The following is a 22,409-nucleotide window of genomic DNA, read 5'->3' on the forward strand; positions in this document are numbered from 1 at the left end:
ATTGCCCCCTTGGAACGGTACAAGCCCAGGCGGACTCTAACCGAGCGCGCGTGTATTCGCCGTAAGCGCCACGCGGCCACGTGCCGCCAACCGGCGGGTCGCCTCATCGGAGAGCTCCGGGATCTCGTCGAGCGGGAACCAGCGCAGGTCGAGGGACTCCTCGCTGATCACCGCCTCGGCGTCCGCGGGCGCCACGGCCGCGTACTCCACGTCGAGATGCCAGCTGTACGGGGGATGGCACCAGACCTGGTGCTTGTCGACGGCCAGCGGGCCGGGCAACAGCTCCAGGCCGGAAATGCCCGACTCCTCCACCGCCTCGCGCAACGCGGCCCCCGCCAGGGAGGTGTCGGAAATTTCGCAGTGACCGCCCATCGGCAGCCACATGCCTGCCTTGGGGTGCAGCGTCAGCAGCACCCGCTCGCCGTCGTGCGACAGCACCGCGGTCGTCGCGGTGAGATGCCCCGGCACGCACTCGCGCAGCATCGCGTCGTCGTGCGTACGCAGGTGATCGAGGAACTCGGTGCGCAGTGACTCCTCGCCGGGCGTGGGCGCGGCCCAGCCGGAGAGCACGGCCACCGCGTCGTGGCGCAGGCTCAACTCTGGTCGTCCTCGTCGGGTTTGGCGTCCAGCTGGGAGATGTCCCAGGCGGCCTCGCCGCGGATGAACGCGTCGGGGTCGTCGAGGTCGTCGGCCTGCGGCAGCAGGTCGGGGTGGCCCCACAGCGCGTCGCGCCCGTCGATGCCGCGCGCCTCCTTCAGCGCCCGCCACAGCGTCGCCGCCTCGCGCAGCCGCCTGGGCCGCAGCTCCAGCCCGACGAGCGTGCCGAAGGTCAACTCGGCCGGGCCCCCGGTCGCGCGGCGCCGTCGTACGGTCTCGGCCAGGGCGACGGCCGAGGGCAGCTTGCCGTCCGCGGCGTCGTCCACCACGGTGGCCACCCAGCCCTCGACCAGGGCGAGCATGGTCTCCAGGCGGGCCAGCGCGGCCTTCTGCCGCTCGGTCTCCTCGGGCTTGAGCAGCGCGCCGCCGCTCAACGCCTCCTGGATAGCCTCCGGGTTGTTGATGTCGAGCCCGCGGATCTGCTCTTCGAGCGCCGAGGTGTCGACCGTGATGCCCCTGGCGTACTCCTCGACGGCGCCGAGCAGGTTGGCCCGCAGCCACGGCACGTGCTGGAACAGCCGGTGGTGCGCGGCCTCGCGCAGCGCCAGATAGAGCCGGATCTCGTCGGCGGGATGCTCCAGGCCCTCGCTGAACGACGCGATGCCGCCGGGCAGCAGCGCGGCGGTGTCGGACAGCGGCAGGCCGATGTCGGTGGTGCCGATCACCTCGCGGGCGAGCGAGCCGAGGGCCTGGCCGATCTGCTGACCGACCATCATGCCGCCCATCTGCTTGAGCATGCCCATCAGCGGCCCGGCCATCTGCTGGGCCTCCGGAGGCAGGCCCGCGCCGCCGAGCGCGCCGCCCATGGTCTCGACCATGCGTGCGGCGATCGGCTCGCAGAGCGTGCGCCACACGGGGACGGTGTTCTCGATCCACTCGGACCGGCTCCACGCCTGCGGGTTGGACACGCCGCTGGGCAGTGTCGTCGCCTCGTTCAGCCACAGGTCGGCCAGGCGCAGCGCCTCCACGATCTGGCGGCGCTCGCCTTCCATGACGCTCGGATCGCTCTCGGCGACCACGGCGTGACGGGCGATGTTCTTGGCCATGTCCCAGTTGACAGGGCCGGAGCCCTGGGGCGCCGACAGCATGTCGGCGAACTGGCGCATCGCCTGAGCCATCTGCTCAGGGTTGCCGAACATGGCGAACGGGTTCTCGTTGGGGTCGTTTTCGCGACCTGGCAGGTCAGTCACCGCTCTACCTCGTGCAGGATGGAGGAGTCCACATCCGCCACGTTAGTCGTCCTACGGCGGATCAGTGCAAAGTGAGGACCTGGTGCCTACCTCGAAACGCCCGCGCCACCCCGTCGTCGCCGTCACCGGGGCCGCCTCAGGCATAGGCCGGGAGCTGCTCGCAAAGCTCGTGTCCTCCGCGGATTTCCGCAGGGTGGTGGCCATTGACGAGGAGCGCGGTGACGTCCAGGAGGCCACCTGGAGAGTGATCGACGTGCGGGATCCGCTCTTGGCGAACCGCATTTCCGATATCGACGTCCTGGTCCACCTGGCCGGTGACTACGCCGTCGACGCGGACCCCGCAGAGCGGCGCGCGTACAATCTGCGAGCTGCGCAAACGGTGCTCACCGCGAGCGCCGCCGCGCGCGTCCGGCGTGTGGTGCTCGTCACGAGCGCGATGGTGTACGGCGCCGCCCCCGAGAACGACGTGCCCCTGCCCGAGGCGGCCCCGGTCGCCGCCGAGCCCGACACGGGGGTCGTGGGCGACTATCTGGAGATCGAGGCGCTCGTACGCAGATCGTCGCGGAGCCACCCCGGCCTGGAAGTGACCGTCCTGAGGCCCGCGGCCGTGGTCGGTCCCGGCATCGACACGGTCATCACCCGCCATTTCGAGTCACCCAGGCTGCTCACGGTCAAGGGCTGCTCGCCGCGCTGGCAGTTCTGCCACGTCGACGACCTGGTCTCGGCGCTGGAACTGGCCGCGCGCGGCGTGGTCACCGGTGTGGCCGCCGTCGGCTCCGACGGCTGGCTGGAGCAGGAGCAGGTCGAGGAGCTGTCCGGTCTGCGGCGCTTCGAGCTGCCCGCGGGCCTCACCTTCGGTACGGCGCAGCGGCTGCACCGGCTGGGCATCACCCCAGCTCCCGCGACGGACCTGCACTACGTCGTCTACCCGTGGGTCGTCGACTGCACGGCGCTGCGTGAGGCGGGCTGGAAGCCTGTCTGGACCAACGAGGCCGCGTTCGAGCAGCTCCTTGAGCTGCGCGAGAACAGGACCACCGTGGTCGGCAGGCGACTGCCGGTCAAGGAGGCCACACTCACGGCCGCCGGTGCCACGGTCGCGGTCATCGGCACCGCCGCCATCGTCCGCCAGGTGCGCAAGAAGCGCCGACTCTGAATATGTAGGCTCTTTTCGTGGACGTCATCCGGTTGCTCGGGATTCGCGAGACCTCGCTCTCCGTCGACGAGGTGCTGGCCGCCGTGGGGGACCACGCGGCAGGGGGCACCACCCTCTTCGTCGGTACCGTACGAGAGCAGGATCACGGCAAGCCCGTGACCAGGCTCTCCTACTCGGCGCACCCCTCTGCCCTCGACGCGCTGCGCCAGGTGGCGGAGAAGGTGGCCGCCGACTTCCCGGTCACCGCGCTCGCCGCCGTCCACAGGGTCGGCGATCTGGAGCTCGGCGACATCGCCGTGATCGTCGCGGTCGCCTGCCCCCACCGAGGCGAGGCTTTCGAGGCGTCACGCAGGCTGATCGACGACCTCAAATCGCAGGTCCCGGTCTGGAAACACCAGATCTTCGCCGACGGCTCGGCCGAGTGGGTCGGTGCCTGCCAATAAGCTCGTCCTCATGTCGCGACGCGCCTTGACCCTGCTGGTTGCGGGTTTCCTCGTGCTAGCGCTCGGTGTCGCAGGGGCCTTCCTGCCCGTTCCGTACGTCGTACTGAGTCCCGGACCGACCGAGAACACCATCGGCGAGGTCGAGAAGAAGCCCGTGATCACGATCAGCGGGCACCAGACCTACCCGACGAACGGTGCGCTGAGGCTGGTCACGGTGGCTTACCAGGGCGGGCCGAGCAGCAGGATCGATCTGCTGACCGCGTTGCGCGGCTGGGTCGATCCGACGGTCGCGGTCGTCCCCGAGGAGACCATCTTCCCCAAGTCCCGCTCGCCCAAAGAGGTCGAGGAGGAGAACACGGTCGAGATGACCAACTCCCAGGACTTCGCCACGGCGGCCGCGCTGACCGAGCTCAAGATTCCCTTCAGCATGATCGTGACGGTCGCGTCCACGGAGAAGGGCAAGCCGGCCGACGGCAAGCTGCGCAAGGGCGACGAGATCAGTACGGTCGATGGCAAACCAGCCGCGAACGTCAAGATCATCAGCGACGCGGTCAAGGCGCACAAAACTGGCGAAAACGTGGCATTTACCGTCATCAGGGGCAAGGACAAGACCGATATCAGCCTGCCGACCGTGGCGGGTCCCTCGGGCCAGGCCGTCGTGGGCGTGGTCATGCAGGAGAGCTACAAGTTCCCGTTCAAGGTCGACATCAACGTGGGTGACGTCGGCGGGCCGAGCGCCGGGCTGATGTTCTCGCTGGGCATCCTCGACAAGCTGACCCCCGGCGAGATCACCGGGGGCAAGGACATCGCCGGCACCGGCACGATCCAGCCATCGGGCGAGGTCGGGCCCATCGGCGGCATCGCCCAGAAGATGGTCGGCGCCCGCAAGTCCGGCGCGACGGTGTTCCTGACCCCGGCCGACAACTGCGCCGAGGCCATGAAGGCAGTCCCCAACGGGCTCCGCCTGGTCAAGGCCGAGACGCTGCACGCCGCGGTCGGCGCGCTCGACGCGTTGCGCACCGGTAAAGGCGATGTGCCCTCTTGCGCTGCTGGATGAAACTTCTGGCGATCGCCATGCGTTAGCCGTACGGCTGGCACAGCGGTGTAGGTTGCCAGACACGGACCGTTTGTTCATCACGACGAGGGGTTGGCCTTGAGCTTCCGGACCCCAGGAGCCGGCGGCAGGGCAATGCGTTTGCCCCGCCGACCGCGACTGCTTCTTCCGGTCGCGATCGCACTCGTGGCGATTGTGGCGCTATTTTTCCTATTTTCCGGTATTTATACCGATTTTTTGTGGTTCGACACGGTCGACCCTTCCGTCGACTACACGTCCGTCTTTTCGGGCGTCCTGCTGACGGAGATCGTGCTGTTCCTGGTCGGAGCGGTGCTGATGATCGGCATCGCCGGCGGCAACATGCTGCTGGCCTTCCGGATGAGGCCGATGTTCGGCCCCGCGATGTTCGGCGGCGGCAGCGGCGCCGACCGTTACCGGATGGCGCTCGACCCCCATCGTAAGCTGATCTTCATCGTCGGCATGGGCCTGCTCGCGCTCTTCGCGGGCTCGTCGTTCGCCGGGCAGTGGAAGACCTGGCTGGAGTTCATCAACGGGGTGCCCTTCGGCAAGACCGAGCCCCTGTTCGGGATGGACATCTCGTTCTTCATGTTCGACTACCCGTTCATTCGGATGGTCCTGAACTTCCTGTTCACCGCCGTGATCATCTCGATCATCCTGGCGGGGATCACGCACTACCTCTACGGCGGCTTCCGGCTGCAGTCACCCGGCGTGCACGCCTCGCGCGCGGCGCGTGCCCACCTGTCGGTGCTGCTCGGCGTGTTCGTGCTGCTCAAGGCCATCGCCTACTGGATCGACCGCTTCGGGCTGGTCTTCTCCGACCGCGGCTTCGTGCACGGCGCCTCCTACACGGACGTCAACGCGGTGCTCCCGGCGAAGACCATCCTGGCGATCATCGCGTTGATCTGCGCCGCGCTGTTCTTCGCGGGTGTCATACGGCCCGGCGGCATGCTGCCCGGTGTCTCCTTCGGCCTGCTCGTGCTCTCGGCCATCCTGATCGGCGGCGTCTACCCGGCGCTGGTCGAGCAGTTCCAGGTCAAGCCGAACCAGCAGCTCAAGGAGACGGCCTACATCCAGCGCAACATCGACGCGACGCGGGCCTCGTACGACGTCGACAAGACGGAGATCCTGCCCTACACCGCGGAGGCCGACCCGACCAAGGTCGAGACCAACGGCGACGCCTCGGTGTCCGGCGTCCGGCTGCTCGACCCGGCGCTGGTCTCCGCGACGTACGAGCAGACTCAGCGCATCCGCGGCTTCTACGGCTTCTCCGGCCAGCTCGACGTCGACCGCTACCCCGACGCCAACGGCAAGTCGGTCGACCACGTCGTCGGTGTACGCGAACTGCTCGGGGTGCCCGAGGGCCAGAACAACTGGATCAACAACGCCCTCGTCTACACCCACGGTTACGGCATCGTGGCGGCGCCCGGCAACGAGGTCGACTCGGGCGGTCTGCCCGACTACGACGCCAAGGACATGCCGGTCATGGGCCCGCTGGTCAACACGACCAAGCTGAAGGAGTCGCGGGTCTACTTCGGCGAGAGCCCGGCGTCCTCCGAGTACGTCATCGCCGGTGGCAACCCGAACAACCCGCAGGAGCTCGACTACCCGGAAACGGGTGGCACCGGCCAGAAGAACACCACATACACCGGCAAGGGCGGCGTCCCGGTCGGCTCGTTCCTCAACCGGCTCGTCTACGCGGCCAAGTACGGCGAGAAGAACATCCTGCTCTCGGGTGACGTCAACGACAACTCCAAGATCCTGTACGTGCGCAACCCGCGCGAACGGGTCGAGAAGGTCGCACCGTTCCTGACCCTCGACGGCAACGCCTATCCGTCGATCGTCGACGGGCGGATCACCTGGATCATCGACGGTTACACGACCTCCAACGAATACCCGTACGCGCAGAGCGAGAGCCTGGGCAACATGACCAGCGACACGACCACCAAAAGCGGCGTGGTCGCCCAGCAACCGCAAGACAAGATCAACTACATCCGCAACTCGGTCAAGGCCACCGTCGACGCCTACGACGGCACGGTCACCCTGTACGGCTGGGACGAGAACGACCCGGTGCTCAAGACGTGGAGCAAGGCCTTCCCCGGCATCATCCAGCCGAAGTCGAAGATGAGCGCCGACCTCCAGGCCCACGTGCGTTACCCGGAAGACCTGTTCAAGGTGCAGCGCTACACCCTGTCGCGCTACCACATCACCAACCCGGCCGCCTTCTACAGCGGCCAGGACTTCTGGAACATCCCGAGCGACCCGTCACAGGGCGAGAACACCAAGCAGCCGCCCTACTACGTGACGACCACGATGCCCGTCCAGAACCAGGCGCCGACGTTCTCGCTGACGACGACGTTCGTCCCGAAACAGGGGCCCAACCTGGCGGCCTTCATGGCGGTCGACTCGGTGGCCGGCCCCAACTACGGCAAGCTACGCATCCTGCGAATGCCGTCCAACACCCCCATCCCGGGCCCCGGCCAGGCACAGAACGCCTTCCAGAGCCGATTCGCCGGCGAACTGAACCTCCTGGGCGTCGGCGCCTCCTCGGTCCGCTACGGAAATCTGCTGACTCTGCCCTATGCGGGCGGGCTGGTGTACATCGAGCCGGTGTACATCCAGGTCGCCGCCGGTGGCGGGCAGGAGCCGTACCCGATCCTGCAGCGCGTCCTGGTGTCGTTCGGCAGCAAGATCGGTGTTGCCCGGACCCTTCCTGAAGCTCTGAAACAGGTCTTCGGCGACGGCCAGCAGCAGCAGACGCCACCCAACAACGAGCAAGTAAAACCCAACCAGAACACCACGGCTCTGAAGGCGGCGATCGACAACGCCCAGAACGCCTACACCGAGGCCCAGAAGGCCCTGCAGGCCAACCCGCCCAACTGGGAGGCGTACGGCAAGGCGCAGAAGCAGCTGGAAGAGGCGCTGAAGGCTCTGGAGGGGCTGGGCGCTCTGCCGAGCACCACCACCACTCCGACGCCGTCACCAACGGCCTCTCCGTCGGCTGCACCGTCGTCGTCACCCTCGGTGTCGCCGTCGGCATCAGGCACTCCGACGGCGACACCGACGGCCAGCTCGTAGGTTCCTCGATTTGCGTCCACCCCGCGCCACCTATAGTCTTTAGACACACACCGACGCGGGGTGGAGCAGTTCGGTAGCTCGCTGGGCTCATAACCCAGAGGTCGCAGGTTCAAATCCTGCCCCCGCTACCAAGTCGAAAAGGCCCTTCAGGATAATCCTGGAGGGCCTTTTCGCATGCTCCTGCACAAAAGGGCTTCATTATGGGTGCGCTTCGCGCTTTCGGAGCTCAGGCGCTGCTTCCAGTCGCGCCGGAGCCGCGACCCCTGGAGGGCCTCGCTTCGCTGGGACTGCCTCCTTGGGCACGCCTTCGGCGCGCAACCCCACGACCGGAGCTTCGGCAGAGCAGGCAGTTCATTGTTGCTGCTCACGAAGTTTGCTGAGTCGGTTGCCTTTCCATCCACCACGACCCCGGTGCCTGCTTCCAGTACGCCGATCAGACTCTGGTCCTTCGGGGCCTGCCTGGCGCGAGCCCACATCATGCGGGGCGATGCCGAGGCCGCAACCGCCCTCGCCTTGAACGTGGTCCCGGACGCTGCGGCGGTCAACGCTTACGCCGTGGCCGAGCTCCGACGTGCCGCGCACGAACTGGCGGAGGCAGGCGCGTCCGGTGCACAGGCGATCAGAGAGTCGCTCCTCGCCAGATGGCAGTGGATTTGTCGGCTGAGCGGCGCCTGCCAAGATCGATCATGCTCCGGACAATATGCTACGCCCGTGGGCCGCTCCCTTTCGCTGGGGACCGAACCGCAATGCCTGAGGGGTCGATGGTGAAGAATCCATCATGCGCGCCGCAGCTTCCGGGGGCGGCCCGGAACCGTCGGCAGCTATATGGAAGCCCGCCCCGGAAGATTATCATCGAAGGTTCGGTCCAAATTTCCCTCATTGTTTATGAGAGGGCAACGAAGGCGCCCCTGGTTTGCTTTGATCAGGAAATCTAGAATGCCGCCATTGTGTCTCCACATGAACGCCCCATCCGAAGAGATGAGAACTTTCCACGAATCGGGATGACCGTCGGCCTCCCACAGGCATAGATGCCCATTCTGCGTGGAACCCCATGGAATAATTCCACCTGGCTCAGGATAGTGCGAGAAGTAGCGCTTTTCGACAACGTTTCCGGCGTCGTCAACCACTTCTTGTGCTTCGTCGTCATCCGGTGCGACGTCATGCAAGAGGCCCAGTATGCCGTCACGCATCGACTCGCCTGGGTGATCACCCGGATTTGGTATGAACAGACCCAGGAACGCATCGAGCGTCAGACTGGCGTACCGATCCATCAGCTCCTTGTAGTCGCTTGGAAGCAGCAACCCAAGATCCGCTTCAATCATATTCCAGTCATTCGCAGGCGCAGGCCTGACTGGAGGGCCAATGAGACTCTCCAGATCAGCAAGTGTAGCCATCTGCCACCGTTTCATTAAGATCGTTGAATACTCTCGTCGGAGAGAGAGTTTCCCCGTCGCTTGCGCGAGCAGCTTTGATTACGTCAGGCGAGATGGCGCCGCAGCTACCGGGAGCACTGCGGCGCGACCACGTCGGCACAATACGCGGTTCAGTGACCAAGCGGGTCGCGGCCTAGCCGGCCGACCCACGCGCCCTGCGGGCAAGGAAGGCACAGTGTCCGAGACCCGCGAGGCCGCAAAACGTCAGCCCGACCACTACCCCGACCAAGAGCCACTGAGGCCAGGTCTGCACCGGGCCACCGCCGTCGGACATCCAGAGCAAGAAGATCAAACTGGCCGGTCCGCAGAGCAGGAGTCCGGCGCTCAGGCGGATGTACGCACGACGGGGGATCGACCGCCCTAATCGCCACAGGAGCATCGGTAAGGAGAACACGGCGAATGTGCGCATCGCGCCACCCGCGAAGGTGCCCATGAGATGACCGAGAGGCGCCTGGAAATAGCCGTGATCGGCCCAGTCGTACTTCTTGGCCAGCCATGAGCCGGTTGCCCACATCAGCAGGAGAATCACCAAAACGACGAGGAACTCGCCGATGGACTCGGGGAACGAAGCGCTTCGTTTGCAATCTTCGGTGGAAGGCGTGTCGCTCATGGTGCCCTTCGGAGAGATGCCCGGCGCAAGTCTCGCCGAGCCGGCCCGGTGCTCAAATCGGTCCACATCTTCCCGAATTGTTCTCATGAGGATCAAGGGCGGCGCTGCACGCCCGCCGCATGGCCCGAGCTTGCGAGCCGCGCGGCGGGTGTGCGGCCTGAGGGCTGTTCTTGCCCGCCGTCCCCGCCACTCGGGCCACGCTTCACTACCGAGCCCGCCCCGTCAGGGGATCCTGGACAGGTCGATCACATACCTGCCGCTCTTGATCCGGTACGTCATCATCCGTCCGGCCCGGTCGGCGACCGGCACCTCGCCCTGACTGGCTTCATCTCCGATGCCCAGGTCCGCCAACGCCCCGGTCTTCAGGTCGTAGAGCCCTAGACCCGGAGCGTCGCTTCTGAGGTTGCGCACGTAGAAGCGACTCTGGCTGGGCGGCTCCGGGATCTGGTAGCCGGTCGGCACCTCCTGCTCTTCCGAGCCGTCACGCGCCCGGGTGAACGCCCTGCCGCCGTTGCTCATCGTCGAGAGGCAAGACCGCACACCGCAGGCGAGCAACGTCGCTCCCTGGCTGGCAGGGGCCGCGTCGCTGGTCTGCCCGGTCTCCAGGTTGACCAGATGAGTGAACGGGGCTCCGTCCTTGGGGCTCCACGAGCTCGGCGAGCCCGCCCATGGCCAGGACAGCAGGTGCAGATCGGTCCCGCGGTCGATCGGCGTCACCTGGCCCCCGCCCACAGGAACGCTGAACACCCCGCCCTTCCCCAAGGAGAACACGATCGTGCCCTTCGCCACGGCGAGGCTGTCGATCATGTCGCCTCTGGTCTTGTGCTCGGCCACCTGTCTGGCCTCGCCGCCGGTCAGTGGCGCGGTCCAGAGGCGTACGGAGGTCTTCGTCGAGGTCCACCACGCCACCACGCCCTCACCCATGCTGAAGTTCGCGGCGATCCCGGTCTTCTTCGACGTGGGTAGGTCCGCGATCTTTCGCAGATCCCCTCCGGCCAGGTCGTAGAGGTAGAGCACCTCGGGCTCCTCGACCTCGCGCCATGCCTTGACCAGCAGCTTCCCATCGTCGGTCAGTGCGACGGGGTGTAGTTCCCTGCCCTGAGAGTCCCCGATGGGAATCTTCCATACAGCCTGCGGCCACAGCTTCTCGATGGGTTTCGCGGTGGTGGCGGCACTGATCATCGCGGACGGCACTTCAGACGGGCCGATAGCGGGCAGCGGCTTCCCGCCGCCGACCGCCCGCAGGCCCACGACGACCCCGCCGGCGAGCACCACCACGGCCGCCGCCGCGAGCAGCGCCTGGGACCTGTGCCTGCGCTGTCGGTAGCCGGTCTCCAGCCGTTCCGCCGCCGGGGCGGCCAGCCGCGGCGCCTGCTCGGCCGCGTGTCCCAGGGTCCTGCTCAACAGCTCCTCGATACCGCTCATCGCCGCTCCCCGCGATCCGACCCGACGCCTGACTCGATGTGCTCGCTCACGGCGGAACGGAGCTTGCCGAGCGCCCGTGACGCCTGGCTCCGCACGGTTCCACGGGAGATCCCCAGGGTCGCCGCGATCTCCTCGTCGCTCAGCCCCTCGTAGTAGCGCAACACCAGCACCACCCGCTGCTTGCGGGGCAACCCGGCCAGGGACTCCCACATCGCCTGCTCGTCTTCGCTGGGCAGTGCGTCGTGGTAGCCGTGCTCCGGTGGGTCCCAGGCGAGCAGCTCGCGCCGCCGCAACCGCCAGGCCGCTATGTGCAGCCTGGCCATGGTGGTACGTACGTAACTTTCCGGATTGTCCTTGGCGCGCAGTCTCGGCCAGGAGGCGCGTAACTTCAGCAGCGCCTCCTGCACCAGGTCGGCCGCGTCGTGCGGGTTCCCGGCCAGGACGTAGCCATAACGCAACAGCGCATCGCCACGTTCGGCGGCGAACCCGGCGAACCGGGTGTCTGCTTCCAACAGCCTTCGCCTTTCGTCGTCCGTGTCACCTCCCAGATGGACTTACGTGGCGAACTGTTGCATCGGAGGCTGAGGGACTTCACTCCTCGTCGAGTCTGGCCAGTTCCTCGGCGTCGATGGGGTGGAACGTGTCCAGTACGGCGATCAGCTCTTTCATGGACATCGTTGGGCTTTCGATCCGCACCAAGGCGGTGCTGTGCGTTGTGAAGATGATCTTCCCGTGCTTACCGCTACGGAGCCATATGCCGGGTGACGCCTGGCGGCACTCCGTGTGCTCCATGATCTCGTCCCGCGGATCGGGATTTCTGCAGGCAGCCTTGGGGCTCGCCGTACTCCTTGGCCTGACGGTGACGCCAACGCGGGAGTCACCATCCTGACCCTCGTACCAGAGCTCGAGCCAGTCATCCACATAGAGCACATCCGAGAGCCGATGGTCCGGCAGGGTGGGTGCGATGAGCGGAACCTTGGCGCGGGCCGGCTGGTTGGCCGGAGTCGGGTCGGCGATGACGTTCGATGCCGACCACACGGCCAGGTACACCACGGCGACGCCGGCGATCAGCAGGACGCGAAGTCCCGAGTGCACCGGCATGAATATGCCGCCCGCGGCCAGATAGGCGGTCGCACCCAGGGCCATGAGGCACAGTGCTGTCTGCCAGTCGGTCAAGTCCACGCTCTTGGGCATGAGCAGGGCGAAAATGTTGGCGAGGAGGAACGCCGCGGTGATGGCCGGGCCCGCCGTGGCCACCCCCCACCAGCGCGGTAACTTGCCCCACCAGGACAGGAAGAACCCCAGCCCATAGGGCAGGAGGATCAGCGCCAAGACGTCGAGGAACCCCAGGTCGTCTCCCCGCCAGTAGAAGATGACGAACTGGGCCAGTCCGACCACCGCCCCGACGAGCGCCGCCCGCGCCGCTGCGTTCATATTCCGATCATGTCTAAAGAAATGAGCCCATAGCGGAAATCGGGAAATTATCCCTGAGGGCATTTCTTATAGAAGGCGGCTAATGAGTGGTACGGATGGTCACGTACGTCTTGCGGATCGTCTCGTGCACGTCCCAGGTCCCCCGCCAGCCGTCCGGCAGCACGACCGTCGAGCCCGGCGCCAGTTCAACGGTCTGCCCGTCCTCACCCGTCAACGTCGCCCGCCCCGCCAGGATCTGACAGATCTCGTGAAAGCCGTCCCTGACCGCCGTGAACGAGCCGGGCCCGCACTCCCAGACACCCGTCTCCGCCAGAGAGTCGGCCCACACCTCCAAGGTGGACTCCGACTGGCCGGTCAAGCTGGTCGGCTTGGGCTCGGCAGCGGGCAGGGAGACCGACGGGGCGTGCGCCAGGTGGGAGAGCTGGATCAAGAGTCGTCCTAACAGGAGAAGTAACGGCAGTCAGCGGCCGGAGATGAGATTGGCGAGGCGGGCGTAGGCCGAGGTGGTGGTGCCCCGGTCGTTCTCGTGCCGGTCGGCGGTCCTGAAGAGCGCGTAGATGAGCTGCACCCCGGTCCACCGCAGCGGCTCCGGCTCCCACTGCCTGACCTGGCGGCCCACCCACGGCAGCGCCGTCAGCTCGGTGTCGCGGCGCAGCACCAGGTCGCGCAGCGTGCGGCCGGCCAGGTTCGTGGTGGTGACGCCGCTGCCCACGTAACCCCCAGCCCAGCCGAGCCCGGTCGCGTGGTCGAGGTGCACGGTCGAGCACCAGTCCCGCGGCACGCCGAGCACCCCGCACCACGAGTGCTGGACATGGGCGTCGGCCGCGGCGGGGAACAGCTTGACCAGCATCCGCCAGAGCAGTGCCACCGTCTGTGCCTGTGTGGCGCCCCGGTCGTCGGTCCGCGAGCCGTACCGGTACGGCACGCCGCGCCCGCCGATCGCGATCCGGTCGTCCGCGGTCCGCTGGGCGTAGATGTAGGCGTGCGCCTCGTCGCCGAGCAGCTCGTTGCCCGACCAGCCGATGTGCTTCCACACCTCGGCGGGCAGCGGCTCGGTGACGATCATGGAGCTGTTCATCGGCAGCCACTGCCGGTGCTGCCCGGCGAGGCTGGCGGTGAAGCCCTCGGTGGCGCGGATGACGTACTCGGCCGAGACGACGCCACGCGAGGTGACCGCTGAAGCCTTGCCGCCGGTAGAGCGGGGGCGGATCTCGGTCACGGTGGTGTTCTCGAAGATGTCCACGCCCAGCGAGGCGACCACTGAAGCGAGCCCGACGGCCAGTTTCGCGGGCTGGATGCGCGCGCAGTGCGGCGAGTACGTGGCTTCCAGGGTCCCGGCCACCTGCACGCGTTCCCGCTGCTCGTCCCGGGACATCAGCCTGAGGTCGTCCTCCCCGTACCCCCAGGTACGCAGCTCGGACAGCTCCTCGCGCAGGCGGCGGCGCTGGGCGGGGTTGGTCGCGACGTGGATCAGGCCACCCTTGTGGATGTCGGCCTCGATGCCCTCTTCCCGGGTCACGCGGATGACCTCGTCAACGGACCGGAACATGGCATGCTGCAGGGAGACCATCGCCTCACGCCCCCGAGCCGCCGCATACCGCTTCCGCGACCCCGCGAACTCGGCCGACAGCCAGCCGCCGTTGCGCCCGGACGCGCCGAACCCGGCGAACTCCCGCTCCAGGATCGCGATCCGCAGATCGGGCTGCTCCTTCTTCAGGTAGTACGCGGTCCACAGGCCCGTGTAGCCGCCGCCGACGATCACCACGTCATACGAGCGGGGACCGGGCAGCGCGGCCCGGCGATCCGGCACGCCGATCTGCCGGTACCAGAACGAGACGCCGCCGTTGGCGAAGTCCGTGGTCAGCGGGATGCCTTTCACGTGAGAACTGCCTCCACATCACTTTCATCAGCCAGGAGTACGGAGTCGGACACGCGCCAGGTGAGCGTGACCTCGTCGCCGCGGCGGGCGTCGCTGAGGCTGCCCGCCTGTTCGCGGACCAGCGCCGGCGAGCCGTCCGGCAGTCTCAGTTCCAGTTTGCGACTGGAGCCGAGGTAGATCTCGCTGGTGACGGTGGCGGGCAGCGCGTTCCAGCCGGTCTCGGGGGAGTGGTCCGCCTGCCGTACGGCCAGCCGCTCGGGCCGTACGACGAGCGCGCCGGGCCCGTCGGGCAGTGAACCGGGCGCCCGCATCAGCCGCGCGCAGACGCCGATGCCGTCAGCTGAGACGTCGCCGCGCAGGATCGTCGACTCGCCCAGGAAGCGGGCCACGAACAGCGTGGCGGGGCGCTCGTAGAGCTCGTCGGCCGGGCCGAGCTGCTCGATGCGGCCCTGGTTGAAGACCGCGATGCGGTCCGACAGCACCAGAGCCTCGTCCTGGTCATGCGTGACGTAGACGAACGTGATGCCGAGCTCGCCGTGGATGCGCTTGATCTCCAGTTGGAGCCAGTCGCGCAGCTTCTTGTCGAGCGCGCCGAGGGGCTCGTCCATCAGCAGTACCCGCGGGCTGTAGACGATCGCTCTGGCCACCGCGACCCGCTGCTGCTGCCCGCCGGACAGCTCGCGCGGGTAGCGGTGGCCGTACTCGCCGAGGTGGACGGTGGCCAGCGCCGCCTGGACCAGCTCGGTTCTGCGCGCCTTGGGGATCTTGCGTTGCTTCAGCGGGAAGGCGATGTTCTCGGCGACCGTCATGTGCGGGAACAGGGCGTAGTGCTGGAAGACCATGCCCATGTCCCGCTTGTGGGCCGGGGTGGCGGCGATGGCGGTGCCGTCCACGGTCAGCTCGCCCGAGGTCGCCTTGGTGAAGCCGGCGATGACGTTCAGCGTGGTCGTCTTGCCCGAGCCGCTCGGTCCGAGCAGCGTGATGAACTCGCCCGGGTTGATCGACAGCGAGACGTCGTCCACGGCGACGAAGTCCCCGTAGCGTTTGGTCAGGCCGGTGAGCTCGATGCCCCCGCCGCGGGCGGCGAGGTCGTTACTGGTCGGCGGCACGGGACCTCCTGGCGACGAAGAAGGTGGCGGCGAGCACGAGGGTCGTGGTCAGCACGAGGATCATCGTGGCCGCCGCGGCGATGGTCGGGTCGATCTCGCGGGTGACGCTCGCGTACATCTTGACCGGCAGGGTCTGCAGGTAGGGGCTCTGGATGAACAGCGAGACGACCACCTCGTCGAAGCTCGTGACGAACGCGAACAGCGCGCCGGAGGCGACGCCGGGCGCGACCAGGGGCAGCGTCACGCTCCGGAAGGTGGCCCACCGCCCGGCGCCCAGACTGGCCGCCGCGCTCTCCAGCCGCCGGTCGAACCCGCGCAGCGAAGCGGCCACCGGGATCATCACGAACGGCAGCGCCAGTACGGTGTGCGCCATGACGAACCCGGCCAGCGTGCCCACGAGCTGCAACTTCAGGAACACGGCGTAGGTCCCGACGGCCAGCACCACACCGGGCACGATCATCGGGGCCAGCATCGCCCCCTGCGCGAGCGCCAGGCCGCGCATCCGCGCCCTGGTCAGCCCGATCGCGGCGGCCGTGCCGAGTACTGTGGCCACGACCGTGACGAGCAGCGCCACCTCGACCGAGGTCAGCAGCGCCGACACCCAGGCCGGATCGCTGAAGAAGTGCTCGTACCAGCGGAACGAGTAGCCGTCGGGCGGGAACTTCAGCGAAGCCTTCGAGGTGAAGCTGAGCGGCACCACGATCAGCGCCGGCGCGACCAGCCACACGCCCACGAGCGCGCAGAACGCCCACAGCACGGCGCGGCCGAGGCGGGCGGTCATCCGGCCACCTTCCTTCCGGTACGACGCAGCGTGAGCGCGAGCAGCGCGATCATCGCCAGCGTCAGCCCGAGCAGGACCACGCCCATCGCGCCACCTCGTCCCCACTTGAGCAGCCCGTTGACCTGCGTGAAGATCTGCTGCGAGATCAGCGCGTCGGTGGGCGAACCGAGCAACGCGGGCGTGACGTAGAAACCGAGCGCGCTGATGAACACGGTCAGGCACCCCGCCGAGACGCCCGGCAGCGACAGCGGCAGATACACCTTCACGAACGCCTTGATCGGATGCGCCCCCAGGCTCCCCGCCGCGGTCAGCAGCCGCCGGTCGATCCCGTTCATCACCGCGTACAGCGGGAGCACCATGAACGGCATCAGCAACTGCACCATCCCGATGACCACCCCCGTCTGGGTGCGGATCAGGTTGAACGGCCCGAGCCCGATCGCCTGCAGCGCGCCGTTGATCACGCCGGTGTCCTGCAGCAGGATCACCCACGCGAACGTGCGCACCATCAGGCTGGTCCAGAACGGTACGAGCACGAGCAGCGTCAGCACGTTGCGCGCCCGCGGCCCGGCGATCGTCATGGCGTAGGCGTACGGATATGACACGACCAGCGCGATCACCGTCACCCACAGGCCCGTGGTGAACGTACGGCCGAGCACCCTCAGGTTCTGCGGCTCACCGAAGAACCAGGCGAAGTTCCCGAGCCCGGGCGTGGGATCGGTGAACGCGCTGACCACCATGGAGACCAGCGGGTAGAGGAAGAAGACAGCGAGCGCGATCAGCGCGGGCAGGATGAGCAGCGCCGGCCGGCGGTCGCGGTCATCCCTGCCCGCCGTCGCCGGCAGGGACACCGCTTGGAGCGTCGAGGCCATCTCGGATCAGCCGCCGAGCCAGGCCGACCACTTCTCGATCATCTCGGGCTGGTGTTCCGCCCACCACTTCGAGTCGATCTTGAGTGCCTTGTCCGCCACCTCGGGCCTGGTCGTCAGGAACGACCGCCCCTTCTCGTCCAGCTTGGGCTTGGCGTCGGTGTTGATCGGCGAGTACGAGGTCAGCTCGGTGAGCTTGGCCTGCTGTTGCGCGCCCAGGTAGTAGTTGATCAGCGCCATCGACGCCTTGGGGTTCTTGGCGTTCTTCGGCACGGTCAGGGAGTCCATGATCGGCATCCACTGGTCGAAGGAGACGTCGAACGGCGCGCCGTTCTTGACGGCGGCGTACGCGCGGCCGCTCCAGAGCATCGCCATGTCGACCTCGCCGGACTCCAGCAACTGCTGCGACTCCGCGCCGGTCTTCCAGAACACCAGGTTCGAGCGGACCGACTGCAGCTTCTTGGTCGCGCGGTCCACGTCCAGGGGATACAGCTGGTCCGGGGCGACGCCGTCGGCGATCAGCGCGCCCTCGAACGGCCCGGGCGCCGAGTCGCCGGGGTTGCCGGAAATACCGCGCTTGCCGGGGAACTTCGCGGTGTCGAAGAAGTCCTTCCAGCCCTTGGGCGGGTTCGCGCCGAACTTGTCCTTGTTGTACGCCAGCACCATGCCGTACTGCATCGCGGGGACGCTGCACTCGGTGGTGAGGCCCTCGGGGACCTTCGACTTGTCGATGATCGTGTAGTCGAGCGGTTGCAGCAGCTTGCCGCACTGCGCCTGGGCCCAGATCGAGTCCGTGTCGATCACGTCCCAGGTGACGTTCGAGGAGTCGACCTGGGCCTTGATCTTGGCGTAGTCGGTCGGGCCGTCCTCGAGGATCTTCGCGCCCGACTCCTGGGCGAAGGGATCGACCGCCGCCTTCTGCTGGCCCTCCTGATACGCGCCGCCATAGGAGACGAACGTCATGTTCAGGCCGCTGAGCGCGTCCTTCTTGATGGTGCCGGACTTGGCGGGGCCGGAGCCGAGGTCGATGCTCGCGGGCGCCGCGGAACCGGCGCCACATGCGGCGGAGAGCAGTAGCGAAGCCGCGATAGCGGCCATACCGGGCAGTCGTTTGGGATAGTTCGGCATGGTTGAACCCCCTTGATAAGGGTGGGTGTAAGTCAGGCGGGCGTAGGCGGGCTGATCGTCCAGAGCACCTCGGCCGTCTCGTCGCCGTCGTTGACGACGCGATGGGGCATCGATGTGCGGTATTCCACGCTGTCGCCCGGCCCGAGGACGTGCGGGGCGGCCGAATCGGCGGGCCCGAGCCAGAGCGTGACCTGGCCGCGCAGGATGAGGAAGATCTCCTGGGAGTCGCCGTGGGTGTACGGCTCGTCCCCGGTGGACGCGCCCGGGTCTAATTCCCCGGCGTACATCTCCAGGTTCTGCAGGGGGCGCTGGGAGATCAGGTACTTGCGGGTGCCGGATTTCGTGGGTAATTCCGGACGGTCGGCGCGGCGTACCACCCGGTGTCCGACCTCGTCCTGTTCGTTGAACAGGTCGGCCACCGTGATCCCGAGAGCTCCGGCGATCCGCCGCAACATCCCGATGCTCGCGCTGGTCTGCCCTCGCTCCAACTGGCTGATGAAGCTGGCGCTCGCCTTGGCCTGGCCGGCCAGGCCGCGCACGGTCATCTGGCGCATGTTCCGGTAGGCCCGGATGCGTACGCCCAGGTGTTCGGTCTCCGCCTCCGTCATCGAACCCCTTGATCGGTTGCACTGAACAGGTTGTTAAGTGGCAATGAAAGGACCGTACATATCACAAGAAATCCCAGCAAGGGGCAGTATGTAACAAATGGGTTACCGAGTGTGGCGGCATACCTTCCGAGGAATTGCCGGACCGCGGCCCGTCTCCCAGGCTTCTCAAGGTCGAACGCGTACCAAGGAGAAGCAGTGACCGATACTCGTGCACGGCTGGGAGTCCTGCTCCCCACCAACCGCACCCAGTGGAACGACGCCCGGCACCTGGTCGACTTCGCCGTCCGGGCCGAGCGGCTCGGGTACGACTCCGTCTGGGCCAATGACACCCTTCTCGGCGCGCGGATCGAGCCGCTGGCCATGCTCGCCGCCCTCGCCCCCGCCACCGAACGCGTCACGCTCGGCACCGCGGCTCTGCTGCCCGCCTTCCGCCGCCCGGTCACCGCCGCGCAGGAGCTGGCCTCCATCGACCACCTGTCAGCCGGACGGCTCGTCGTGGCTGTGGGCGCGGGCTTCCCCGGCCGGTCCGAGATCGAGTACGCGGTCTCGGAGGTGCCGTGGGAGCGACGGTTCCGGCGGCTGGACGAGACGGTCTCGCTGTGGCGGGCGCTATGGGCGGGGGAACGCGCGTTTCGCGGCGAGGTGTTGCGTCACGACGACCTGCCGGAGTCCACACCGTCTTACCGGCCAGGTGGCCCGCCGGTCTGGCTCGCGGGAGGCAGCCCGTCGGCGCTCGAGCGCACCGGCCGCCTCTACGACGGGTGGCTGCCTTATCCGCCGGACGTCGCCGACTACCGGGCGGGCCTCAAGTCCGTATGCCAGGCCGCGGCGGCCGCGGGCCGTCTCGCGGACGCGATCACGCCGGCGCTGTTCGTCACCGTGCTGGTCAGCGACGACGCGGAACGGGGAGAGCAGGAGCTCGATGCCTACTGCCGGGCCACGTACGGGCTGCCATCCGAGACCGTACGGACGATCCAGGCGATGGCCGTGGGACCGGCCGGACAGGTGGCCGAGACGCTCGCCCGCTACGCGGAGGCGGGCGCGCGACACGTCGTCTGCCGTATCGCCGCCCCCACCATCGACACGCAGCTTGACCAGTTGGAGCTGATCGCCCTCGGCCGGGCGGTCATGTCATCCTGAAGGCGCTTTCTCCACCCCTTCCAGGACAAGAAACGAGAAAAGCAGTGAAAGCATGGATCTTCCTCGTACTCGGTGTTCTCCTGATCCTGGTCGGCGGCCTGTGGACGCTTCAGGGGCTGGGCATCGTCGGCGGTAGCGTGATGAGCGGCGTCACCATGTGGGCCATCATCGGCCCCGTCGTCCTCATCATCGGCGTTGCGCTCGCATTCCTCGGAATACGTCAGCGACGAGGTCAGTAGCTGGTAAAAGGCGGTATTGATGGATCATGACCGCACGCTATGACGGCCAAGCCGAGTGGTACGACGAGTTCAACACCCCCGCCGCCGCCGCGAACCAGCCGGACGTGGCCGAGCTGCTGGGACCGGGCGACGGACCGTGCCTGGACCTGGGCTGCGGCACCGGCCTCTACCTCGACGCGATCCGCGCCACCGGCAGGACCGTGGTGGGGCTCGACCGGTCCGGTGACCAGTTACGCCTCGCCCGCCGCAGGGACGACGCGCCGCTGCTCCAGGGTGACGCTACGACGCTGCCGTTCGCCGCAGGGGTGTTCGGCACCGTCGCCGCGTTCTGGGTGTCGACCGACATCGGCGACTTTCCCGGACTGCTGAAGGAGGCCGCCCGGGTGCTGCGCCCGGGCGGCCTGCTGCTGTTCTACGGGGCGCACCCGTGCTTCAACGGCCCGCACATCGAGAACCGCGAGGACGGCGCGCTGATCATCCATCCCACGTACCGCATCAAGGGCTGGCACCGGCGCGGACCATGGTGGCGCAAGGGCGGGGTCCGGGACCGGGTGGGGATGAGCCAGCTGCCGCTCCCGGACCTGATCAACGCGTTCATCGACGCGCGGCTCGACATCGAGCGGATGTACGAACCGGGCAATCAGCCCATTCCCAACGTCCTGGCCGTCAGGGCATACGCGCGCTGACCCTTACCGGAAGTCGTCGGCGTGGTCCTGGGCCCACTGGGCGAAGGTGTGCGCGGGACGGCCGGTGACCTCCTCGACGACCGTCGAGGTAGGGGCGGGGTGCTCGGTACTGGCTGCCAGCATGCGCATGATGCCCTCCACCCCGATCGGGGGCATGGTCTTGGCCAGATCCGACCGGGCCTCCTCGACGGAGGTCACATCAAGCGTGATCTTGCGGCCGATGGCCTCGCCGATCTGCTCGACCTGCTGCCTGATGGTGAGCGACTCGGGGCCGTAGAGCGTGTAGGCCCGCTGAGCGTGGCCGGGCTCGGTCAGGGCGGTGACGGCGAGCGCGGCCATGTCCTTCTCATGGATGGGGGAGATCTGCGCGTCTGGGTACCCCGTACGGACGGTGTTGTCGTTTCTGATCGACTGCGCCCACCACCACAGGGTGTTCGTGGCGAACATCCCCGGCCGGATGAACGTCCAGTCGATGCCGGAGCCCTCCAGGGCCGCCTCGACGACGCGATGCAACTTGGCGATCGGGTTGAGTTCGGCGCTGGAGAGAACGACGGACGCCGATGACAGCAGCACCACGTGTCGTACGCCGGCGGATCGCGCCGCCTTCACAAACCCATCGATGCCATCCGGTTTGGTGTACAGGAACACCTTCTCGGCACCCTCCAGAGCGGCGGGCAGCGTCTCGGGAGAGTCGAGATCGGCTGCTACGACCGGTGTGTCCGGCGGGAACCCCGGCGCGTGCGGATCCCGGCCCGTCGCGCGGATCGGTATGCCCGCCGCACGCAGTCCGGCGGCGACATGGCGGCCTACATTGCCCCGGGCACCGAAGACGACAGTGACCATTAGGAGGACCTCCCGAGAAGTTTGATCAGCTGGTTGCGGAGTTCGGTACGGGTTTCAGTCGACAAAGGATCGTCGCCGAAGAGGGCCCGTACGAAGTGCGGCATCGTGATCGGGGCGAAGACCACCGCGTAGGCGGTCAGGAGCGCGAACCTGGCGTCCACCTCATCGGTGACCTCGCCGTTTTCCTGCCGTTGGCGGATCTTCTCCACTGAGTCCGCCATCTTGGCCCGTTGGCGATCCAGATACTGTCGCCCGTCCGCCTCATCGGTGAACGGGCAGTCGCCAAGGGCCTGCCAGACGGTCAGCCGGGCCCAGTCGGGATTGTCGAGCGTCGCGTCCAGGTGCGCGCCGATCGAGTCCGCGAACGTGGTGTCCGGCGTGACCAGGCCGGCCTCGAGCTCCTGCCAGCGCCGGCGCAGCTCGTCCAGCAGCCCCTGTTTGCCACCGAAGTAGTACGAGATCAGCTGCTGGTTGACGCCGGCGCGGGCGGCGATGCCGGCCGTGCGGGCACCCGCGTAGCCCTTCGCCCCGAACTCGGCCACCGCGGCGGTCAGGATCCGCTCGCGCGTCTGTTCCGCCGCCTGGCCGCGATCCTCTGGGCGCGGTGCCCGCCGTGCTCCCATGCCTGGAGAGCC

The 22,409-nt window shown here is 67.5% G+C and carries 23 protein-coding genes and 1 tRNA gene; 8 read left to right on the forward strand and 16 right to left on the reverse strand.

The window, feature by feature from the left end:
- Positions 1-36: 36 nt before the first annotated feature.
- Positions 37-597, reverse strand: coding sequence for an NUDIX domain-containing protein (locus ACGFNP_RS60580; RefSeq protein ID WP_358341797.1), 561 nt, complete (start codon positions 595-597; stop codon positions 37-39).
- The gene (locus ACGFNP_RS60585) at positions 594-1,796 is read right to left on the reverse strand and encodes a zinc-dependent metalloprotease (RefSeq protein ID WP_393334284.1); all 1,203 of its coding nucleotides are present in this window, start codon (positions 1,794-1,796) and stop codon (positions 594-596) included. Before ACGFNP_RS60585 ends, ACGFNP_RS60580 begins: the two co-directional genes overlap by 4 nt.
- A 130-nt stretch (positions 1,797-1,926) precedes the next feature.
- Between ACGFNP_RS60585 and ACGFNP_RS60590 the strand changes: the two genes are divergently transcribed.
- The 5 genes from ACGFNP_RS60590 to ACGFNP_RS60610 all read left to right on the forward strand — a co-directional run bounded on the left by ACGFNP_RS60590 (position 1,927) and on the right by ACGFNP_RS60610 (position 7,724).
- Positions 1,927-3,000: an NAD-dependent epimerase/dehydratase family protein gene (locus tag ACGFNP_RS60590; RefSeq protein WP_358341880.1), complete on the forward strand. Its 1,074-nt coding sequence runs from the start codon at positions 1,927-1,929 to the stop codon at positions 2,998-3,000.
- A 17-nt stretch (positions 3,001-3,017) separates the two neighbouring features.
- On the forward strand, positions 3,018-3,443 hold the full coding sequence (locus ACGFNP_RS60595) for a molybdenum cofactor biosynthesis protein MoaE (protein ID WP_358341803.1): 426 nt from the start codon (positions 3,018-3,020) through the stop codon (positions 3,441-3,443).
- A gap of 10 nt (positions 3,444-3,453) precedes the next feature.
- Positions 3,454-4,500, forward strand: coding sequence for a PDZ domain-containing protein (locus ACGFNP_RS60600; RefSeq protein ID WP_393334246.1), 1,047 nt, complete (start codon positions 3,454-3,456; stop codon positions 4,498-4,500).
- A 132-nt stretch (positions 4,501-4,632) separates the two neighbouring features.
- The gene (locus ACGFNP_RS60605; RefSeq protein ID WP_393334249.1) at positions 4,633-7,593 is read left to right on the forward strand and encodes a UPF0182 family protein; all 2,961 of its coding nucleotides are present in this window, start codon (positions 4,633-4,635) and stop codon (positions 7,591-7,593) included.
- 54 nt (positions 7,594-7,647) lie between these two features.
- Positions 7,648-7,724, forward strand: a tRNA-Met gene (locus tag ACGFNP_RS60610).
- A 690-nt stretch (positions 7,725-8,414) separates the two neighbouring features.
- On the opposite strand, the gene ACGFNP_RS60615 is transcribed toward ACGFNP_RS60610, so the two are convergent.
- The 12 genes from ACGFNP_RS60615 to ACGFNP_RS60670 all read right to left on the reverse strand — a co-directional run bounded on the left by ACGFNP_RS60615 (position 8,415) and on the right by ACGFNP_RS60670 (position 18,866).
- Positions 8,415-8,915 (reverse strand): hypothetical protein, encoded by a 501-nt coding sequence (locus tag ACGFNP_RS60615; protein WP_393334252.1) that lies wholly within the window; start codon positions 8,913-8,915, stop codon positions 8,415-8,417.
- Between the two features lie 244 nt (positions 8,916-9,159).
- Entirely contained in the window at positions 9,160-9,723 is a 564-nt protein-coding gene (locus ACGFNP_RS60620) for a hypothetical protein (RefSeq protein WP_393334255.1), read from the reverse strand.
- Between the two features lie 135 nt (positions 9,724-9,858).
- Positions 9,859-11,061, reverse strand: coding sequence for a hypothetical protein (locus ACGFNP_RS60625; RefSeq protein ID WP_393334258.1), 1,203 nt, complete (start codon positions 11,059-11,061; stop codon positions 9,859-9,861).
- Positions 11,058-11,573, reverse strand: coding sequence for a SigE family RNA polymerase sigma factor (locus ACGFNP_RS60630; RefSeq protein ID WP_393334260.1), 516 nt, complete (start codon positions 11,571-11,573; stop codon positions 11,058-11,060). Before ACGFNP_RS60630 ends, ACGFNP_RS60625 begins: the two co-directional genes overlap by 4 nt.
- Before the next feature lie 79 nt (positions 11,574-11,652).
- Positions 11,653-12,495: a hypothetical protein gene (locus ACGFNP_RS60635; protein ID WP_393334262.1), complete on the reverse strand. Its 843-nt coding sequence runs from the start codon at positions 12,493-12,495 to the stop codon at positions 11,653-11,655.
- Positions 12,496-12,574: 79 nt separating this feature from the next.
- On the reverse strand, positions 12,575-12,925 hold the full coding sequence (locus tag ACGFNP_RS60640) for a cupin domain-containing protein (RefSeq protein ID WP_393334265.1): 351 nt from the start codon (positions 12,923-12,925) through the stop codon (positions 12,575-12,577).
- A gap of 30 nt (positions 12,926-12,955) precedes the next feature.
- Positions 12,956-14,374 carry an NAD(P)/FAD-dependent oxidoreductase gene (locus tag ACGFNP_RS60645; RefSeq protein WP_393334267.1) on the reverse strand — a complete coding sequence of 473 codons (1,419 nt, stop codon included), beginning with the start codon at positions 14,372-14,374 and terminating at the stop codon, positions 12,956-12,958.
- Entirely contained in the window at positions 14,371-15,483 is a 1,113-nt protein-coding gene (locus ACGFNP_RS60650) for an ABC transporter ATP-binding protein (protein ID WP_358341829.1), read from the reverse strand. The genes ACGFNP_RS60645 and ACGFNP_RS60650 overlap by 4 nt, the downstream gene beginning before the upstream one ends.
- On the reverse strand, positions 15,467-16,264 hold the full coding sequence (locus tag ACGFNP_RS60655) for an ABC transporter permease (RefSeq protein WP_358341832.1): 798 nt from the start codon (positions 16,262-16,264) through the stop codon (positions 15,467-15,469). Before ACGFNP_RS60655 ends, ACGFNP_RS60650 begins: the two co-directional genes overlap by 17 nt.
- Positions 16,261-17,112 carry an ABC transporter permease gene (locus ACGFNP_RS60660; RefSeq protein ID WP_358341835.1) on the reverse strand — a complete coding sequence of 284 codons (852 nt, stop codon included), beginning with the start codon at positions 17,110-17,112 and terminating at the stop codon, positions 16,261-16,263. Before ACGFNP_RS60660 ends, ACGFNP_RS60655 begins: the two co-directional genes overlap by 4 nt.
- A 27-nt stretch (positions 17,113-17,139) precedes the next feature.
- Positions 17,140-18,258: an ABC transporter substrate-binding protein gene (locus tag ACGFNP_RS60665; protein WP_358341838.1), complete on the reverse strand. Its 1,119-nt coding sequence runs from the start codon at positions 18,256-18,258 to the stop codon at positions 17,140-17,142.
- A gap of 32 nt (positions 18,259-18,290) precedes the next feature.
- Complete coding sequence (locus ACGFNP_RS60670) at positions 18,291-18,866, reverse strand: cupin domain-containing protein (RefSeq protein WP_358341841.1); 576 nt, start codon at positions 18,864-18,866, stop codon at positions 18,291-18,293.
- A 195-nt stretch (positions 18,867-19,061) separates the two neighbouring features.
- Between ACGFNP_RS60670 and ACGFNP_RS60675 the strand changes: the two genes are divergently transcribed.
- Genes ACGFNP_RS60675 through ACGFNP_RS60685 form a run of 3 tightly spaced genes read left to right on the forward strand, consistent with a single transcriptional unit; the run spans position 19,062 to position 20,931 of the window.
- Entirely contained in the window at positions 19,062-20,006 is a 945-nt protein-coding gene (locus tag ACGFNP_RS60675; RefSeq protein WP_358341843.1) for an LLM class flavin-dependent oxidoreductase, read from the forward strand.
- Positions 20,007-20,050: 44 nt separating this feature from the next.
- Positions 20,051-20,245 carry a hypothetical protein gene (locus tag ACGFNP_RS60680; protein ID WP_358341846.1) on the forward strand — a complete coding sequence of 65 codons (195 nt, stop codon included), beginning with the start codon at positions 20,051-20,053 and terminating at the stop codon, positions 20,243-20,245.
- 26 nt (positions 20,246-20,271) lie between these two features.
- Positions 20,272-20,931: a class I SAM-dependent methyltransferase gene (locus ACGFNP_RS60685; RefSeq protein WP_358341849.1), complete on the forward strand. Its 660-nt coding sequence runs from the start codon at positions 20,272-20,274 to the stop codon at positions 20,929-20,931.
- 3 nt (positions 20,932-20,934) lie between these two features.
- Here ACGFNP_RS60685 and ACGFNP_RS60690 read toward each other — a convergent pair whose 3' ends face one another.
- Entirely contained in the window at positions 20,935-21,774 is an 840-nt protein-coding gene (locus ACGFNP_RS60690; protein WP_358341851.1) for an NAD(P)H-binding protein, read from the reverse strand.
- Positions 21,774-22,397 (reverse strand): TetR family transcriptional regulator, encoded by a 624-nt coding sequence (locus ACGFNP_RS60695; RefSeq protein ID WP_393334275.1) that lies wholly within the window; start codon positions 22,395-22,397, stop codon positions 21,774-21,776. The genes ACGFNP_RS60690 and ACGFNP_RS60695 overlap by 1 nt, the downstream gene beginning before the upstream one ends.
- Positions 22,398-22,409: the final 12 nt, after the last annotated feature.

Origin of the sequence: Nonomuraea sp. NPDC049269 (assembly GCF_043197155.1) — a bacterium.
Taxonomy (GTDB): Bacteria; Actinomycetota; Actinomycetes; order Streptosporangiales; family Streptosporangiaceae; genus Nonomuraea.

Coding starts and splice junctions, on each gene's coding strand:
- ACGFNP_RS60585 (WP_393334284.1), bottom strand. CDS start 1,796: ATGTTCGGCAACCCTGAGCAGATGGCTCAGGCGATGCGCCAGTTCGCC.
- ACGFNP_RS60600 (WP_393334246.1), top strand. CDS start 3,454: ATGTCGCGACGCGCCTTGACCCTGCTGGTTGCGGGTTTCCTCGTGCTA.
- ACGFNP_RS60605 (WP_393334249.1), top strand. CDS start 4,633: ATGCGTTTGCCCCGCCGACCGCGACTGCTTCTTCCGGTCGCGATCGCA.
- ACGFNP_RS60615 (WP_393334252.1), bottom strand. CDS start 8,915: ATGATTGAAGCGGATCTTGGGTTGCTGCTTCCAAGCGACTACAAGGAG.
- ACGFNP_RS60620 (WP_393334255.1), bottom strand. CDS start 9,723: ATGAGAACAATTCGGGAAGATGTGGACCGATTTGAGCACCGGGCCGGC.
- ACGFNP_RS60625 (WP_393334258.1), bottom strand. CDS start 11,061: ATGAGCGGTATCGAGGAGCTGTTGAGCAGGACCCTGGGACACGCGGCC.
- ACGFNP_RS60635 (WP_393334262.1), bottom strand. CDS start 12,495: ATGAACGCAGCGGCGCGGGCGGCGCTCGTCGGGGCGGTGGTCGGACTG.
- ACGFNP_RS60655 (WP_358341832.1), bottom strand. CDS start 16,264: ATGACCGCCCGCCTCGGCCGCGCCGTGCTGTGGGCGTTCTGCGCGCTC.
- ACGFNP_RS60665 (WP_358341838.1), bottom strand. CDS start 18,258: ATGCCGAACTATCCCAAACGACTGCCCGGTATGGCCGCTATCGCGGCT.
- ACGFNP_RS60670 (WP_358341841.1), bottom strand. CDS start 18,866: ATGACGGAGGCGGAGACCGAACACCTGGGCGTACGCATCCGGGCCTAC.
- ACGFNP_RS60685 (WP_358341849.1), top strand. CDS start 20,272: ATGACCGCACGCTATGACGGCCAAGCCGAGTGGTACGACGAGTTCAAC.
- ACGFNP_RS60690 (WP_358341851.1), bottom strand. CDS start 21,774: ATGGTCACTGTCGTCTTCGGTGCCCGGGGCAATGTAGGCCGCCATGTC.
- ACGFNP_RS60695 (WP_393334275.1), bottom strand. CDS start 22,397: ATGGGAGCACGGCGGGCACCGCGCCCAGAGGATCGCGGCCAGGCGGCG.